The organism is Ruegeria sp. C10 (assembly GCF_056537805.1).
Window position 1 is genome coordinate 974695 of record NZ_JBQFSC010000002.1, and the last position, 15705, is coordinate 990399.

The following is a 15705-nucleotide window of genomic DNA, read 5'->3' on the forward strand; positions in this document are numbered from 1 at the left end:
CTGCTGGTCATATCAGACGAATGCGGATCCGGTTTCTGTTCATTCGCGTAACATATTGTAAGATCGGTGGAAGTACAATGGACAACCTAATTTTGATTGTCAGCAGTACTTGAGGAAGGCCTGATGGTTTTGCCAGAAATTCTGTTCATGAATCCTGTGATCCAATCGAATGCAAGGGCCACGCTTGCGGGCCAACGCCATCGCATTTTCATAATACCTTTCTTACCAGTTGTTCTTTGGCGAACTACCTTTTGCCTCTTGGATCGATGACTTCTTTCATTGTGTATCGCCCGGATCGTTTTCAGTACGTTTGGCGATACGATTACCGTGTAACTCTGAACTTCAGCATCGCGGAGCAATCGCATTACGTCGTCCGCAATTGGAGCAAGGAATTCTTTAATATCGAACGATCTTCCCGTGTTCGTCTCCCAAGCATGTCGAGCAATCCGATTGACTTCAAACAAACTGCCTTGGACACCCCTACCTAAACTTGGCTCGAAAGTCCGTTCACAGAAATTCTGCACGTAACCAAAGGCGACAATGCGACCACCTGGTGTCGCGACAGGCCGACCGCAACCACAGTAAACATTTTTTGCCTTGCTCCCGGTCTTTGACCTCAACGTGTCCTGTTCCATGCCCTCCTTACGGACCGCCCGTGCAGTTGCTTTTGCTTCGTGGGGTCTAATTTTTTTCACTAGGCAGACAGAAAGACGACCTGTATTTTCGCATTGGAAAAACTTCGTGCGTCGCCCTTGCGCCTTTAGTTCCTGCACTGTCGACTTAAGCAAACCCTCCGTCCTGGTAAGACGTTGGCCTTTGGAGATCGCCAGATATTCTTTGAAGACCTTTTTGTTTCTGGACGAGGCAATCTCAAATGCCGTCGTACTCGGCTTTGTTCCGTATCGAATGGAACGGGCGGCATCCTGATGGGCAATGCGTTTTAGATGAATTCCAGCCTTATTTTGCAGCCGCGGCGTGTTCTCCTTGATGAATGCCAATGCTCTTTGTCGATGGACATCTCCAAGGCCAAACGTCAAGAAAACATGAAAATGCAGGTAGAAGGAATCCGTTTCAGGCTGGAATGGTGCTTCCAGCTGAACATACACAAAGTCGCCCAGGCTAGATTTTTTGAGTACATTTTTGAGTTTGTTCATGCGCCTGAATGCCAGTTCCACACCGGCTTCATAGTCATGAATTAGAATTCTTTTTTCGAGCGCTGGAAAAGTTAGCGCCGCCAACTGAGCCCGACCTTTCACTTTAGTTTCATAGTGGTACTGAATATTGGCCGCCGTTTGAGTTGTATCCACCAAAGCAACGGACGGCAGACGTTTGTCGTGTTTGAATGCAGGGTAACAGATCCCTAGGTATTCACCGTCGGGCAGCCCTAGCAAGAACTGTGCAGCTTTCCTCTTGCCCGGCCTGTACAAATCCTGGCCAACCTCAGCCGCCATTTCGGCAACTACGGAAGACATTTTTCGGTATCTTTCGGAGCCTGAACCGAGACGGAACCCACCCTGGTAAGCGACTTTCTTTCCTACTTGGCGCAACGTTTTTGGCGGGGGCACCTCATGACAATAAAAAAGCGCTGCCTGCCCGCTATCCAGCTTGGGTTCCTGATAATCACGTCTTCGTGGCGCACATCTTCTCTGGTCGCGGGCTTTACCCGCGTTGTTCTTGTTCACAACCTTTGTCCCTCGGTTCAATTGCCAAAGGACAAGTGTTGCTATGAGCTAAATTGAACCTGTGCCTCTGACCGCAATTTCTCGCGAACGGGGCGGTGTCACTCCAACTTCAGGGATGTGGCCACGACCTCTGATCGCCAGAAAGCAAATGGCACAAATTCGGTTTAAAACTTTTAAAAAGACTGAGCGCTTTTAGAATCCCGAAAGGAACTCATGCTGCTTCCGGGTCTCTGATCGGTCGAATTTGAATGGTTGCCAAAAACAAAAAGTTGGGGGCTGTCTGCATTACTCCATACAAAAGAAAACAATTTCCCTGAGTATGTAAGAAATATCCACAAGGATTGTTGGGTCGGCTTAGCCTTCCTTTTTGAACCTACCGGCAGCCTTCTCCGCTTCTAGTCCGATACGCACAAGTTCACGGATTGCCGCCGAACGTCCGTAGATCTCATTTTGATGGGTGTATGTCTTGATGTCCGAGAGTTCCTCATCAGTCATCAGTATTTGCAGTCTTCGCGGGGGGCTTTCACCGAGTTTTTTCATAGGCCAAGAATAATACTATACACATAGTGCGTCAAATGCTTGACACTTCAATTTTCTTATTATACACATTATACACATAATTAGACACCTTTTCCACCTCGGGGAGATTGGATCATGATCCACTTTTTTCAGCATCAGTTCCATCGCGCACATGAGATCTGCGTCGTTTTTCATGTCTGCTATGTTGTGTACGAGTTTGCGCACAAAGCGCACGTGATCTAGCACAAAAATTGTCAGGGAAACCGCCAACTCCTATGCGAACAATACGAAGGGACCTAAAGAAGTTAGGCGGGCTACCCGCTTTTTGGGAGGAAAAAAACGGCTCCACAAACTGCCTACTTATCGGAGCGCTATGTCTCTAGCGAACTGACACTGAACAACTACCGCAAATGAATGGCTCTCAGCGCTGTTTTAATGCGATCATTTAAGTGAATTAACATATTGTTTTAAATATACTATTTGACAATCAGGGGACACCTGGCATCATGTTTTGGCTTTGTCTGGACGAATAGAATTTTCGTGATACTACCGCCTCAAGGTTCGCAACCGACAATGAAGTCCCAAAGCGAACACAAACAATATACCACTGAGGCAGTTCAACATGGCTTATCAAAGCAAATTCGAAGTAGCTCGCGGTGTCGATGAGATCGACATCGCATACATTCGCGAGGCCGCCCAGGCGATGCCTGAATTCGCTCCGCTTTATGTACCGCTGATCGAGGCGCCTAAATGGTTCGGTGTATCGAAAGACACGCTATATAGGGCCAGCAAAAACGGAGACATTAGGATCTACAAAGTAGGTAGCAGATCCGTAGTCAAAGTATCTGAAATCAAGTATTGGATCGAAAGGCCAGAAAACGGGGCTTAACGGATGTGGGGCCAATTGTGGGGCTGAATTCAGGAGCCACACAAAAATATATTTGTTTCTGCCACTTAGGGGTTGAATTTGGTGCGGTCGAGAAGACTCGAACTTCCACGGGTGTTACCCCACAGCGACCTCAACGCTGCGCGTCTACCAATTCCGCCACGACCGCACTGCCAATGACTTGGTAGAGGGGCGTATAGACGCTGAGCCGCGCGATGTGAAGAGGCAAAAACACAGCCGATTGAAATCACGTGCTTTAGCCATATCTAACCGCGATACAATGCAATCTGGAGCAGCCATGCCCTCGCCCGATCCCCGCCCTACAGTGCAGATTGATGTCGTCTCGGATGTGGTCTGTCCGTGGTGTATTGTCGGCTTTCGTCAACTCGATGCCGCGCTGAAGCAAGAGAATGTGCTGGCCCGATTGCGCTGGCATCCGTTCGAACTGAACCCCAGCATGGGCCCCGAGGGGCAGAACCTGCGGGAGCATATTGCCGAGAAATATGGCTCGACGCCCGAACAAAGCCAGCAGGCGCGCGAGCGTTTGACTGCGTTGGGTACTGAACTTGGGTTCACTTTCAATTTCACTGATGACAGCAGAATCGTGAACACCTTTGCCGCGCATCAACTGCTTGACTGGGCGGAAACACAGGGGCGTCAGCATCCGCTGAAACTGACCCTGTTCGAAACCTATTTCACCAAGCAACAGGATGTCTCTGACATCGAAGTGTTGATGGGCGCGGTCGAGACGGCCGGGCTCGACCCGGAGGCGGCGCGAACCGCACTTGAATCAGGTGCGCATGCCCAACCGGTGCGTGAAAAACAACAGTTCTGGACCAGCCAGGGTATCTCGGGCGTGCCTTCGATGGTGTTTGGAGGGAAATATCTGCTGACCGGCGCACAGGGCACGGACACTTATGCGCAGGTCCTGCAACGCTGCCTGGCCGAGGCCGCCTGACCCCTTCCCCCTGCCCCGCAGACGGTCTAAGGAACGAGCATGGAATGGAAGACTACCGACGGGCTGATCGACTACGACGAGGCCACTGCCTTCATGGAGGCGCGCGTTGCCGCGATTGCAGCGGGTGAAGCGGACGAATGCATTTGGCTGTTGGAACACCCTCCGCTTTATACCGCTGGGACTTCTGCCAAGCGAGAAGATCTGACCGATCCGGATCGCTTTCCGGTCTATGAAAGCAAGCGCGGTGGACAGTACACCTATCACGGCCCCGGTCAGCGCGTTGTTTACGTCATGCTTGATGTGGGCAAACGCGGTCATGATGTGCGCCGCTTTGTGCAGCAGCTTGAGGCATGGGTGATTGCGGCTCTGGCCGAGTTCAATGTCACCGGTGAGATCCGCGACGGCCGCGTGGGCGTCTGGGTGCAACGGCAAGACAAGCCGCTGACGATCACCGGCCAGCCAGCCGAGGACAAGATCGCGGCCATCGGCATTCGCCTGCGGAAATGGATCAGCTTTCACGGTATCTCAATCAATGTCGAGCCGAACCTGTCCCATTTCACCGGTATCGTGCCCTGCGGAATTCAGGAACACGGGGTGACTTCACTGGTCGATCTTGGGTTGCCGGTGACCATGGATGACGTCGATGTTGCGCTAAAAAAGACCTTTGATGAGGTCTTCGCCACCGAAGGCGCCTAGTTTATAGGTGATTCCACGTATTCGGACAGATCTGGCCAGAATACGCAAAAGACAATGCTAGTATTTGGGGCACTCTGTTTCGAATATCATTCAGAAAATTCCTTTGAATGGTCTCAATTCGCCTCAAATTCAGGGATTCTTCACATCCTCTCCTTACAAACGCCATCTGACCACATAGTATGTAATGACCGTTCATGAGTGAGTGGTGTGTTAACCGGTGATCTCAGGGCTGCCCTGCGAAATCCGTGAAAGTGTTTGGTTACGAGTCTGCCGTTCCGACCCCATATCGGAACGGCAATTCTCGTTTTAGGCCCCTAAATCTGTTGATGCCCAAATCGGGTTGATCCGACGCAAGCGTGCTCGCTGGCTTCGATTTCAAGCGTAACATGGCCAAGCCCAAACTTGTTCTGCAGAACCTGCTTGACCATCACCCGGATATCCTCGGCACTATCTTGTGCGTCGGGTTTGATGACCAGATGCGCCGACAGCGCGGGCTCACGCTCCTGCATGCTCCACAGATGGACGTGGTGAACTCCTGCCACGCCCGATACGCCTTCAATGGCTGTGGCGACCTCTTCCGGATCCAATTCTGTTGGCGCGCCCAACATCAGAACGCGTATGGTTTCACCGATCTCGGATTTGACGTGCCAAAGGATGTAAAGTGAGATCATGATGGTGACCGCTGGGTCGACCCAAGTCCAGTTGAAGACAATTACAGCGGTACCTGCGACAATCACGGCGACAGACCCCAATGCATCGGCCACATTGTGCAGGAATGCCGCACGAATATTCATGCTGTCCTTGGACATGGAATAGGTCAGCATAGCGGTGACAAGGTCGACGACCAATGCGATCCCAGCGATCCAGACAACGATCCAGCCATTAACCGGCTCGGGCTCGACAAACCGCATTACGCCTTCGTACAGCAGATAGAACGACAGAACGATCAGTGTTGTGTAGTTAACCAGCGCCGCTACAACCTCGGCCCGGCCATACCCGAAACTCATACGCGCGTTTGCGGGTCGACGAGCGATCTTGCGGGCAAAGAATGCGATGACCAGCGCAATCGCATCTGACAGGTTGTGCAAGGCGTCCGCAATCAAGGCAAGCGACCCTGAAATAACCCCGCCCACAATCTGTGCCAGCGTCAAGAACATATTGACCGCGATGGCCCAGGCAACGCGCGCATCTCCGGCCTGCGGATCAACATGCGCGTGGCTGTGCCCTTTGTGGGAATGCTGATGAGCCATTTTAGTGTGTCCTATTTACTGAATCACCATGCTACATAATTCCTCTAGTGACTAGAGGTTCAAGGGGGTGTTTTCGAAAATGAATGCAATCGGGGCTCCCTCATTTCGCACTGGATTCAAAGCACCTACGATCCGGTTCTGGACTTCTACCGCCGTTCGAACCTACTGCGGGTAATCGGCGCCGCTATGACGAAACCGCGCTGCGGCGGTTGCAATGCGTACGCCATGGCCAAGATCTGGCCACCCGCTGGCCCAATTAGAGGCTTTGCTCACACTCGAAAGTGCAAATGGAAAAACTTGAACCGGGCTAATGAAATCGCCGGACAGCAGCCTGATGTTTTACGAGTCCGGATCGCACGCATGAAATGAATGGAACAAGACTGATCCGTATTCCTCAGGTCTGCGACGGGCAGCGATGTTACGCAAGTGTCGTGCTCCATGCTTTTGGTGATCACGACGCCTGCGACAGCTCGCTTCGAAGGTGGATCAGGTCAGTGCCGCGCGGATCTTGTCGGCGTGTTGAGCAATCAGGTCAAAATCGCCCATTTTTCCGGGCGGGCGTATCGAGACGCCCTCGTGGCGCGGCAATACATGCACATGAAGGTGAAATACCTCTTGCCCGCCTGCGGCCTCATTGAATTGCTGAACGGTGACGCCATCAGCGTCAAACGCTTCTTTCACAGCGTGAGCCATCTTCTGTACCGTCGCCATCACCGCTGCCAGTTGCTCGGGCGTTGCATCCAGCATGTTGCGACAGGAGGTTTTGGGGATCACCAACAAGTGCCCGTCCGCCCGGGGCATGATATCCATCAGCGCGACGGTGTCGTCGTCTTCATACACACGGTTTGACGGGATTTCTCCGCGCAGGATCTTGGCAAAGACATTTTCGGGATCATAAGCGGTCATTACAGGCCTCCGGTGTTGGACTTACCCGTTGTTCTGATGCGCCGCTTGATGCGGGTCAAGCGGGTTTCCCCGTCACCACTTGTAATCGCGGACTGAATCCCCAAATCCCTCGCATCCGAGGTCAGATTATCGCGCAGCACAGTCTGCCCGCGACAATTAATCTTGATCCAGATCAAACTCGACCATTGAAGGTCGCCCCTTCGCAATCTAAAACCAGCAGGAATCCCGCGCGTTGGAGAGGTCCGACTGCGCGGTACAGTTGCAACAGGAGGCACCTAATGGCAGACGCAGCCATTCATGGTCACGAGCATGAAGATCAGCGCGGCTTTTTCACCCGCTGGTTCATGTCGACCAACCACAAGGACATCGGGATTCTCTACCTGGTCTTTTCGGCCCTTGCCGGTCTGATCTCGGTTCTGATGACTGTCTATATGCGGCTCGAACTGATGCACCCCGGTGTTCAGTATATGTGCCTCGAAGGTTTCATGGCCGATCCATGTACCCCCAACGGTCACCTCTGGAACGTAATGATCACCTATCACGGTGTTCTGATGATGTTCTTCGTGGTCATCCCTGCCCTGTTCGGCGGTTTTGGCAACTATTTCATGCCGTTGCAGATCGGCGCGCCGGACATGGCGTTCCCGCGGATGAACAACCTGTCCTTCTGGCTGTATGTCGCTGGCACCTCGCTGGGCGTCGCCTCGCTGCTCAGCCCCGGTGGTAATGACCAGCTTGGTTCAGGTGTTGGCTGGGTTCTGTATCCACCGCTGTCGACGACCGAAGGCGGCATGTCCATGGACCTTGCGATCTTCGCCGTGCACGTATCGGGCGCCTCCTCGATCCTCGGCGCGATCAACATGATCACCACCTTCCTGAATATGCGTGCCCCGGGCATGACACTGTTCAAGGTGCCTCTGTTCAGCTGGTCGATCTTCGTCACTTCGTGGCTGATTCTGCTGTCGCTGCCGGTTCTGGCAGGCGCGATCACCATGCTGCTGATGGACCGCAACTTCGGCTTCACCTTCTTTGATCCGGCCGGTGGCGGCGATCCGATCCTGTATCAGCACATCCTTTGGTTCTTTGGCCACCCGGAAGTGTACATTGTGATCCTGCCCGGCTTTGGCATCATCAGCCACGTGATCGCGACCTTCGCGCGCAAACCAATCTTCGGCTACCTGCCGATGGTCTGGGCGATCATCGCGATCGGTGTGCTGGGCTTCGTCGTATGGGCGCACCACATGTACACCGTTGGCATGTCGCTGCGCCAGCAGGCCTACTTCATGCTGGCCACGATGGTCATCGCGGTTCCGACCGGCGTTAAGGTCTTCTCGTGGATCGCGACCATGTGGGGCGGCTCGATCGAGTTCAAAACCCCGATGCTGTTCGCCTTCGGCTTCCTGTTCCTGTTCACCGTTGGTGGTGTGACCGGCGTTGTGCTGTCGCAGGCCGGCGTGGACCGTGCCTATCACGACACCTACTACGTCGTTGCGCACTTCCACTACGTGATGAGCTTGGGTGCCGTCTTTGCGATCTTCGCTGGCGTGTACTTCTACTTCTCGAAGATGACGGGCCGTCAGTATTCCGAGTTCTGGGGCAAGGTTCACTTCTGGCTGTTCTTCATCGGCGCCAACCTGACCTTCTTCCCGCAGCACTTCCTGGGCCGTCAGGGCATGCCACGCCGCTATATCGACTACCCTGAAGCGTTTGCTCAGTGGAACTTCGTTTCGTCGATTGGTGCGTTCATCTCGTTCGCCTCGTTCCTGCTGTTCTTCGGCATCGTGATCTACGCCCTGCTGCGTGGTGCGAAAGAGACACGCCCGAACCCGTGGAACGAATACGCGGATACGTTGGAATGGACCCTGCCCACGCCGCCGCCTGAACACACGTTCGAGCAGCTGCCCAAGCAGGAAGACTGGGACAAGGGCCACGCGCACTAATCCCGCCATCCAAACCAAACTCAGCAAAGCCCCGCCCCGCGCGGGGCTTTGTGTTTTTTATGCCCCCAGTCCGCAACTTGCTGCACCCAACACGTAGACGCACCAAAGATCAGGCCGCTAGTGTTTGCGAAAACAGCATAATCTAAGACGGGTGCGCGCCACATGATTCTCCCATCACGGCATCACACTTCGGCAACTGGTCAAAGGCTCTGCCGGGTTCATTTGCATCGTCATGGCCTGGATACTCCTGCTAAACTAGTAGATGAAGTTACTCCGCTTGAGTTGATCTCGAACTCCAGCCCACCGGTCACGATGCTGGGTTTGGCAGTGGCATTTTTTCTGGGTTTCAAGAACACCTCGGCCTATGGCCGCTGGGTCGAGGCCCGCAAGATCTGGGGGGACATCGTCAACGCCAGCCGCGATTGGGGCAATACGATCAGCAATCTGGTTCAGGCTGACGGCACGCCGCTTGCGCCCGAGATACGGCGTGAATTGCTGGAACGTCATATCGCTTGGCTCAACATGCTGGCATTTCAGCTGCGCCAGCCCGCAACGCATGGACGTGCCCGCCGCCCGTGGATGTTCGGACACAAACCGGTTGTGGACAAAATCGCGCTGCATCAGGAACCCGAATGCTGGCGCGATACCCAACTGGCGGCTGATTTGCCTCTGCTCGAAGGGAAATCCAACCGTGCCGCGTACCTGTTGTTTCTTCAGGGTGAGCGGCTTTCTTCACTGGCGCAATCCGGCAAGATCGACCCCGATTGGCATGTGGCGCTGATGAACCGGCTAGCACGGTTTGCAGACGCGCAAGGCCAAAGCGAACGTATCAAGAATACCCCCTTCCCACGGCAGGTCGCCGAGGTCGGACGCATCTTCAGCTATATTTTTATCTTCATGTTACCGCTGGCGTTGAATGACCAACGCTCGATCACCGCTGGCATGGGCTACTCGGTAACAAAATCCGTTCTGCTTGACTGGGCAGTCTTTGCTCCGATCGGGGCGTTGGGTTGCTGGATTTTCTTCTTGACTGAGCGGGTCAGCGCCTCGATGGAGGACACGTTCGAAGGCGACGTAACCGATGTTCCGATCTCGTCCATCTGCCGCATGATCGAAATCGACCTGCGCCAGATGACATCCTGCGGCACTGTCCCTCAGCCGACAGAACCCATCGATAAAGCGCTACTTTGACCACTTAAATTGGGCAAAGATCGAAAAAACCTCCGTTTTGCGGTATTCTGGTTGGCAAAGCCCCTTTTGACAGGAGCCTTGCTATGCCCGAGATCGACTTTTGGTATTCAATCGGCAGCACTTACAGTTTTCTGACCATCACGCGCCTGGATGGCTGGTGCGAAGAAAACGATGCGACGGTAACCTGGCGCCCCTTCAACGTGCGCACGGTGATGTCGGAACAGCAAAATGTACCCTTCGCGGGCAAACCGGTGAAGTCGGCCTATATGTGGCGCGATATTGAGCGGCGCGCCGCGAAATATCACATCCACGCCAAACTTCCCGCCCCCTATCCAATTTCTGACCTGGCGCTGGCAAATCAGGTGGCTTTGCTGGGCATGCAGGACGGCTGGGGCGCGGGGTTCACGCAAAATCTTTATCGGATCTGGTTCGAGGACGGGATTGAAGCCGGTAGCGAAAGCGCCATTTCCGAAGCCCTGCTTCGGTGCCAACAAGATCCACGCCTGATGCTTGCCCGTGCCCGCAGCCCGGACGCTGTTGCAGCCTTGGAGGATGAGACAAACAAGGCCATCAAACTGGGGGTTTTCGGCGCACCCAGCTTTGTTGTCCGCGACGAAGTGTTCTGGGGCGATGACCGGCTGGACGATGCCCTGTCATGGGTCCGCGTCGGCCACGTTGTCTGACTGATTTTTGCTTCGACATTGCGCCGGTCTGAGCTAGGTTCTCGCCATGCCTTATCAATGGACAGAAAACTCGGACGCTGAACAGGAACTGCGGCTTTGGCCGCACAACTCCTTGCCACCACGTGGTGCAATGACCGTCATCTTGTCGGTGTTTCTGTTCGGACTGATCCCGCTGCTGGCGATGTTGGGTTCGATCGTCCTGTGGGGTCTGCTGCCGTTCCTGCTGCTGACGGTTCTGGGCCTCTGGTTGGCAATCCAGACAAACTATCGCGCGCGCAGCGTGTTCGAGGTTCTGACCTTAGGCCAGACGCAAGCCCACCTTGTGCACCACCACCCAGACAAGGGCGATCAGGAATGGACCTGCAACCGCCATTGGGCCCGTCCCGAAATGCACACCAGCGGTGGTCCGGTACCCCACTACGTAACGCTGATCGGCGATGGGCGCGAAGTTGAGATCGGCGCGTTCCTGTCCGAAGACGAGAGGATCGCGCTGTTTGATGATCTGAGTCAGAAACTGCGCAAATCGACGTGATTAAGCGCCGTTCGAGTTAGCGCAAAGATGATCTTTGACCATCGGTCCTACTTTGCCGAAATCCATCTGACCGGTATAGCGCGACTTCAACTCGCCCATCACCTTGCCCATATCGCGGATTGAGCCCGCCCCAGTAGACGTGATGGCGGTCTGAATGGCCTTGCTAACTTCGTCGTCGTCCAGCTGTTTGGGCAGGAATTCCTCAATCACCTCAACCTCGCGCAGTTCCCGCTCGGCCAAATCAAGGCGTCCACCCTCTTCGTAGGCGCGTGCGCTTTCCTTGCGCTGCTTGGTCATTTTACCCAGAATTTCAAGCACTTCGGCATCGCCGCAGCCTTTGGTCTCTTCATTGTCAGAGGCGCGCGAAGCAATATCACGATCCTTGATCGCCGCATTGATCAGGCGCAGTGTCGAAAGACGCTCGGCGGCTTTGTCTTTCATAGCTTGCTTCAGGGCAGAGTTCACCCGTGATCGCATATCCATATGGTCTGTCCATCCCCATGGCAAAGGAACCCTGACCATATCGAAACAAAAAGGTTGGTACAACAGTGGACATTAATTGTAACTCATTGATTTTTAACAATAGCCCAAAATTTGAACAGACTTGACCCTAGCGTATAACCCACTTAGTTATGCGCCCGTTTACCTTGCAGGAGAGTCGCGCCATGGCCCAGAACGCCCCGTCCAAGCCCACCGCATGTCTGGCGTTGGCCGATGGAACCCTGTTTTACGGTGTGGGCTTCGGCGCAACCGGTCAAACCGAGGCCGAGTTGTGTTTCAACACCGCCATGACGGGCTATCAAGAGATCATGACCGATCCTTCTTATGCGGGTCAGATCGTGACCTTCACTTTCCCGCATATCGGCAATGTCGGAGTGAATCCCGAAGATGACGAAACCGGCGACCCGGTGGCAGCCGGGATGGTCGTTAAATGGGACCCGACCGAGCCGTCGAATTGGCGCGCGACAGAAGAGCTAAAAAGCTGGCTGGCCCGCCGTGGTCGCATCGCAATCGGCGGCGTCGATACCCGCCGCCTGACCCGCGCGATCCGTCAGCAAGGCGCACCGCACGTGGCGCTGGCTCATGATCCCGAGGGAAACTTCGATATCGAAGCCCTGATTGCTGCAGCGCGTAGTTTTGCGGGTCTCGAAGGGATGGATCTGGCCAAAGAAGTCACCTGCGCCCAAAGCTATCGCTGGGATGAGATGCGTTGGGCTTGGCCCGATGGCTACCAGCGTCAGGAAGCTCCGATGCACAAGGTGGTCGCGATCGACTATGGTGCCAAGCGCAACATCTTGCGCTGCCTCGCCTCGGCGGGTTGCGACGTAACCGTATTGCCCGCCACCGCAACGGCTGCGGAGGTGCTGGCACACAAGCCGGACGGAGTGTTCCTGTCAAACGGACCCGGCGATCCGGCGGCTACCGGCGAATATGCTGTTCCGATGATAAAGGAAGTGCTGGATACAACAGATCTGCCCGTCTTTGGCATCTGCCTAGGCCATCAGATGCTGGCACTGGCGCTTGGCGGGCAGACGATCAAGATGAACCACGGCCACCATGGTGCCAATCATCCGGTCAAGGATATGGAAACCGGCAAGGTCGAGATCACCTCGATGAACCACGGCTTCGCCGTGGACGCGGAAACACTGCCCGATGGCGTAGTCGAAACGCATCGCTCTCTGTTTGACGGCTCGAACTGCGGTATCCGCATGACAGGTCGCCCGGTTTATTCGGTGCAGCATCATCCAGAAGCGTCACCCGGCCCGCAGGACAGTTTCTACCTGTTCGAACGCTTTGCCGCGGCGATGGCGGATCAAAAAGCACAAGCTTAAAGGCGAATTCAACAGCGTTAACCGTGTGTTAACCCTGACTAAGCAACCCTGCCGGATGTTACATGCGGCAGGGTTTCGTTATGGTCGAATTGAATCTCCAGCGTCAGCCACTGGCGCAGCCTGTGCCCGGGCCGCATTCGCGCAAACCGCTCGGCACATGTCTCGTCGAACAAGGCATCATCACATCCGACCAGTTGGCGCGCGCCCTGCGGATGCAAGTATTCCAAAACGCGCCATTGGGGGAAATACTGGTCAGTGAAGGATGGGCCGGCCGTGCGCAGGTTCTCTCGGCGCTGTCTGACCAAACCGGCCTTCAGATCGCCGATCTTGCGCAGGTACCACCTGCCGCAGACCTCTGCTTGCTCGAACCGGTCGAGTTTTGGTTGGAGCACAATGTACTGCCCTGGATGCGTGTGGGGCCAATCCTGCTGATCGCTACAGCCAGGCCAGATACATTCGACGCAGTGGCAGACGCATTGAAACGCCACCGTTACACAATCATCCCGGTTCTGGCAGGACCCGAGCAGATCGATGCTGCCATCGCTCGTCAATATGCTCAACCGCTGGCACAAGCTGCAGAAACTCGCGTTGAGGCGCGGCAAAGCTGCAGGAATTGGTCGGCCCAGACGCGCCGAGGGCCGATCATTGGATTTATCCTGTTCGCGGCACTCTGTGTTTGTTTCCCAATAGTTGGCCTCGGCCTTCTTTTGGGCTTTGCACTGCTGACTCTGGGGCTGTTCTTGTCTCTCAGGCTCTCGGGGCTCATTGCTTATCTATGGCGAGAAAAATCTGAGCCAACAACAAAGACCTCTGAGTCACTTCGCCTACCCCGCGTCTCGATCCTTGTGCCGCTATATAAGGAACGCGAGATTGCCGATGACCTGATCGCCCGGCTGCGCCGCCTGACCTATCCCAAAGCGTTGCTGGATGTCATTTTGGTGCTGGAAGAGCGGGATGACGTAACCAATGAGGCGCTCAGGCAAATAGAACTGCCAACCTGGATGCGCGCCATTGTTGTGCCGGATCGGGGTGACCTGACCACCAAGCCCCGTGCGATGAACTATGCGCTGGATTTCTGCCGTGGAGAGATTTTGGGCGTTTGGGATGCCGAAGACGCGCCGCAATCCGATCAGATTGAAACCGTTGTCCGCCATTTCGCGAACGCCCCAAAGGAAGTGGTGTGCCTGCAAGGTATTCTAGACTACTACAATCCGCGCACCAATTGGCGGTCGCGCTGTTTTAGCATCGAATACAGCGGCTGGTTTCGCGTCGTCCTGAAAGGCATCGCGCGAATTGGTCTGGTCGTTCCGCTGGGCGGCACAACCTTCTTTTTTCGCCGCGACAAGCTGGTCGAACTGGGCGGTTGGGATGCCCATAATGTCACCGAAGATGCCGATCTGGGTGTCCGCCTAAGCCGTGCCGGATATCGGACCGAGATCGTCAGCTCCACGACCTATGAAGAGGCGAACTTTCGCGCCTGGCCATGGGTCAAGCAGCGTTCGCGTTGGCTGAAGGGGTTCATGGTCACCTATCTGGTGCATATGCGCGCACCACGCCAATTGCTGCGCGATCTGGGTTTGCTGCGCTTTTTGGGCTTACAGGCCTTTTTTCTGGGAACACTGGGTCAATTCCTTCTGGCCCCGCTTTTGTGGGCGTTCTGGCCCATCTTTTTCGGGCTGCCCCACCTGTATCAACCAATCCTGACACCCGGTTTATTGACTGCCTGCGTGGTTCTGTTTCTCGTCGCCGAAGCCGCCAACCTATTGGTGGGTATCTGCGGTGTCATCGCAGGCAAACGCAGGTTCCTGCTACCCTGGGTGCCGACCATGGTGCTTTATTATCCGCTGGGCGTGTTGGCGGCCTACAAAGGCCTGTGGGAACTGGCGGTCAATCCGTTCTTCTGGGACAAGACCCAGCACGGCCATGCGGTCGAGGAACGTGAGGCCGTTATTTCTCGCGCCGGATCGCATCCTGTTTCAGCCGCGTCATGAAGGCGACCGAAATGTGATCCTGCAACGCCTTGGCCGCCGCGTCCTCGTCTCGCGCCGCAATCGCGTCCACGATGCCTTTGTGCTCGCTCTGCGCAATCTCGCCACGCCCTTCTGCGGCCAGCGATGTGGTCGCCATCAAGGCCATGGTCCGATGCACCAGATCAAGCTGCTGCACCAGATAGCGGTTATGCGAAGCCAGGTGAATCTGTTCGTGAAATCTCCGGTTGGCCCGCGACAGCGCAACAGGATCTCCGATCAACTCATTATCGGCCACCACCATGTCCCGAAGGACCCGAATTTCCTCTTCGGTTGCGTGTTTTGCGGCCAGTCGTGCGGCCAGCCCTTCCAATTCACGCCGGACAACATAAAGCTCGGCCATCTGGTTGTGGTCCAATGAGGCCACGATCAACGACCGCCCGTCCCGTTCCAGCAACGACTGCGTTTCAAGCCGCTGCAGCGCCTCGCGGATCGGAGTACGCGAAACGCCAAACCGCTCGGCCAGTTCGCTTTCCACCAGCCGATCACCAGGCTTGTAGACACCGACGTCTATCGCTTCGAGAATAAGGCTATAGGCGTCCGTATTGGACTGTTTGGATTGGGGCATCGGCTGAATTGTCTCCTCGTTCGGACCTGTCTAGCCGC

14 protein-coding genes and 1 tRNA gene are annotated in these 15705 nt (G+C 55.1%); 9 read left to right on the forward strand and 6 right to left on the reverse strand.

Annotated features, from left to right (window positions below; translation table 11 throughout):
- Nucleotides 1-86 precede the first annotated feature (86 nt).
- Nucleotides 87-1682 carry a hypothetical protein gene (locus ACR0DE_RS13190; protein ID WP_480753644.1) on the reverse strand — a complete coding sequence of 532 codons (1596 nt, stop codon included), beginning with the start codon at nt 1680-1682 and terminating at the stop codon, nt 87-89.
- Nucleotides 1683-2823: 1141 nt separating this feature from the next.
- On the opposite strand from ACR0DE_RS13190, the gene ACR0DE_RS13195 reads away from it, so the two are divergent.
- Nucleotides 2824-3090 carry a helix-turn-helix transcriptional regulator gene (locus tag ACR0DE_RS13195; protein ID WP_480753647.1) on the forward strand — a complete coding sequence of 89 codons (267 nt, stop codon included), beginning with the start codon at nt 2824-2826 and terminating at the stop codon, nt 3088-3090.
- A 79-nt stretch (nt 3091-3169) separates the two neighbouring features.
- Here ACR0DE_RS13195 and ACR0DE_RS13200 read toward each other — a convergent pair.
- Nucleotides 3170-3256, reverse strand: a tRNA-Leu gene (locus tag ACR0DE_RS13200).
- Between the two features lie 129 nt (nt 3257-3385).
- On the opposite strand from ACR0DE_RS13200, the gene ACR0DE_RS13205 reads away from it, so the two are divergent.
- On the forward strand, nt 3386-4045 hold the full coding sequence (locus ACR0DE_RS13205) for a DsbA family oxidoreductase (RefSeq protein WP_480753649.1): 660 nt from the start codon (nt 3386-3388) through the stop codon (nt 4043-4045).
- A 39-nt stretch (nt 4046-4084) separates the two neighbouring features.
- A complete protein-coding gene (gene lipB, locus ACR0DE_RS13210) occupies nt 4085-4741 on the forward strand; it encodes a lipoyl(octanoyl) transferase LipB (protein WP_170595979.1) in 657 nt (218 codons plus the stop codon).
- Between the two features lie 314 nt (nt 4742-5055).
- On the opposite strand, the gene ACR0DE_RS13215 is transcribed toward lipB, so the two are convergent.
- Entirely contained in the window at nt 5056-5991 is a 936-nt protein-coding gene (locus tag ACR0DE_RS13215; RefSeq protein WP_480753651.1) for a cation diffusion facilitator family transporter, read from the reverse strand.
- Between the two features lie 486 nt (nt 5992-6477).
- Complete coding sequence (locus ACR0DE_RS13220; protein WP_170610159.1) at nt 6478-6897, reverse strand: HIT family protein; 420 nt, start codon at nt 6895-6897, stop codon at nt 6478-6480.
- A gap of 278 nt (nt 6898-7175) precedes the next feature.
- On the opposite strand from ACR0DE_RS13220, the gene ctaD reads away from it, so the two are divergent.
- The 4 genes from ctaD to ACR0DE_RS13240 all read left to right on the forward strand — a co-directional run bounded on the left by ctaD (nt 7176) and on the right by ACR0DE_RS13240 (nt 11240).
- Entirely contained in the window at nt 7176-8834 is a 1659-nt protein-coding gene (gene ctaD / locus ACR0DE_RS13225; RefSeq protein WP_170393460.1) for a cytochrome c oxidase subunit I, read from the forward strand.
- A 162-nt stretch (nt 8835-8996) separates the two neighbouring features.
- On the forward strand, nt 8997-10025 hold the full coding sequence (locus tag ACR0DE_RS13230; protein ID WP_480753653.1) for a bestrophin family protein: 1029 nt from the start codon (nt 8997-8999) through the stop codon (nt 10023-10025).
- An 83-nt stretch (nt 10026-10108) separates the two neighbouring features.
- On the forward strand, nt 10109-10708 hold the full coding sequence (locus ACR0DE_RS13235; RefSeq protein WP_480753655.1) for a DsbA family protein: 600 nt from the start codon (nt 10109-10111) through the stop codon (nt 10706-10708).
- A gap of 46 nt (nt 10709-10754) precedes the next feature.
- Nucleotides 10755-11240, forward strand: coding sequence for a DUF2244 domain-containing protein (locus ACR0DE_RS13240; protein WP_170393467.1), 486 nt, complete (start codon nt 10755-10757; stop codon nt 11238-11240).
- On the opposite strand, the gene ACR0DE_RS13245 is transcribed toward ACR0DE_RS13240, so the two are convergent.
- Nucleotides 11241-11723 (reverse strand): GatB/YqeY domain-containing protein, encoded by a 483-nt coding sequence (locus tag ACR0DE_RS13245; RefSeq protein WP_170393469.1) that lies wholly within the window; start codon nt 11721-11723, stop codon nt 11241-11243.
- Nucleotides 11724-11905: 182 nt separating this feature from the next.
- On the opposite strand from ACR0DE_RS13245, the gene carA reads away from it, so the two are divergent.
- Nucleotides 11906-13072 (forward strand): glutamine-hydrolyzing carbamoyl-phosphate synthase small subunit, encoded by a 1167-nt coding sequence (gene carA, locus ACR0DE_RS13250; RefSeq protein ID WP_170393471.1) that lies wholly within the window; start codon nt 11906-11908, stop codon nt 13070-13072.
- A gap of 80 nt (nt 13073-13152) precedes the next feature.
- Nucleotides 13153-15063 (forward strand): glycosyltransferase family 2 protein, encoded by a 1911-nt coding sequence (locus ACR0DE_RS13255; protein ID WP_480753658.1) that lies wholly within the window; start codon nt 13153-13155, stop codon nt 15061-15063.
- Here the strand turns inward: ACR0DE_RS13255 and ACR0DE_RS13260 are convergent.
- Nucleotides 15020-15667 (reverse strand): GntR family transcriptional regulator, encoded by a 648-nt coding sequence (locus ACR0DE_RS13260; protein WP_170393473.1) that lies wholly within the window; start codon nt 15665-15667, stop codon nt 15020-15022. The two genes, ACR0DE_RS13255 and ACR0DE_RS13260, sit on opposite strands and share 44 nt — an antisense overlap.
- Nucleotides 15668-15705 lie beyond the last annotated feature (38 nt).

Excerpts from the sequence above, each read along its gene's own strand:
- ACR0DE_RS13205 (WP_480753649.1), top strand. The coding sequence starts at position 3,386 with ATGCCCTCGCCCGATCCCCGCCCTACAGTGCAGATTGATGTCGTCTCG.
- ACR0DE_RS13245 (WP_170393469.1), bottom strand. The coding sequence starts at position 11,723 with ATGGATATGCGATCACGGGTGAACTCTGCCCTGAAGCAAGCTATGAAA.
- ACR0DE_RS13230 (WP_480753653.1), top strand. The coding sequence starts at position 8,997 with ATGATTCTCCCATCACGGCATCACACTTCGGCAACTGGTCAAAGGCTC.
- ctaD (WP_170393460.1), top strand. The coding sequence starts at position 7,176 with ATGGCAGACGCAGCCATTCATGGTCACGAGCATGAAGATCAGCGCGGC.
- ACR0DE_RS13255 (WP_480753658.1), top strand. The coding sequence starts at position 13,153 with ATGGTCGAATTGAATCTCCAGCGTCAGCCACTGGCGCAGCCTGTGCCC.
- ACR0DE_RS13220 (WP_170610159.1), bottom strand. The coding sequence starts at position 6,897 with ATGACCGCTTATGATCCCGAAAATGTCTTTGCCAAGATCCTGCGCGGA.
- ACR0DE_RS13195 (WP_480753647.1), top strand. The coding sequence starts at position 2,824 with ATGGCTTATCAAAGCAAATTCGAAGTAGCTCGCGGTGTCGATGAGATC.
- lipB (WP_170595979.1), top strand. The coding sequence starts at position 4,085 with ATGGAATGGAAGACTACCGACGGGCTGATCGACTACGACGAGGCCACT.
- ACR0DE_RS13235 (WP_480753655.1), top strand. The coding sequence starts at position 10,109 with ATGCCCGAGATCGACTTTTGGTATTCAATCGGCAGCACTTACAGTTTT.
- ACR0DE_RS13215 (WP_480753651.1), bottom strand. The coding sequence starts at position 5,991 with ATGGCTCATCAGCATTCCCACAAAGGGCACAGCCACGCGCATGTTGAT.
- ACR0DE_RS13260 (WP_170393473.1), bottom strand. The coding sequence starts at position 15,667 with ATGCCCCAATCCAAACAGTCCAATACGGACGCCTATAGCCTTATTCTC.
- ACR0DE_RS13240 (WP_170393467.1), top strand. The coding sequence starts at position 10,755 with ATGCCTTATCAATGGACAGAAAACTCGGACGCTGAACAGGAACTGCGG.
- carA (WP_170393471.1), top strand. The coding sequence starts at position 11,906 with ATGGCCCAGAACGCCCCGTCCAAGCCCACCGCATGTCTGGCGTTGGCC.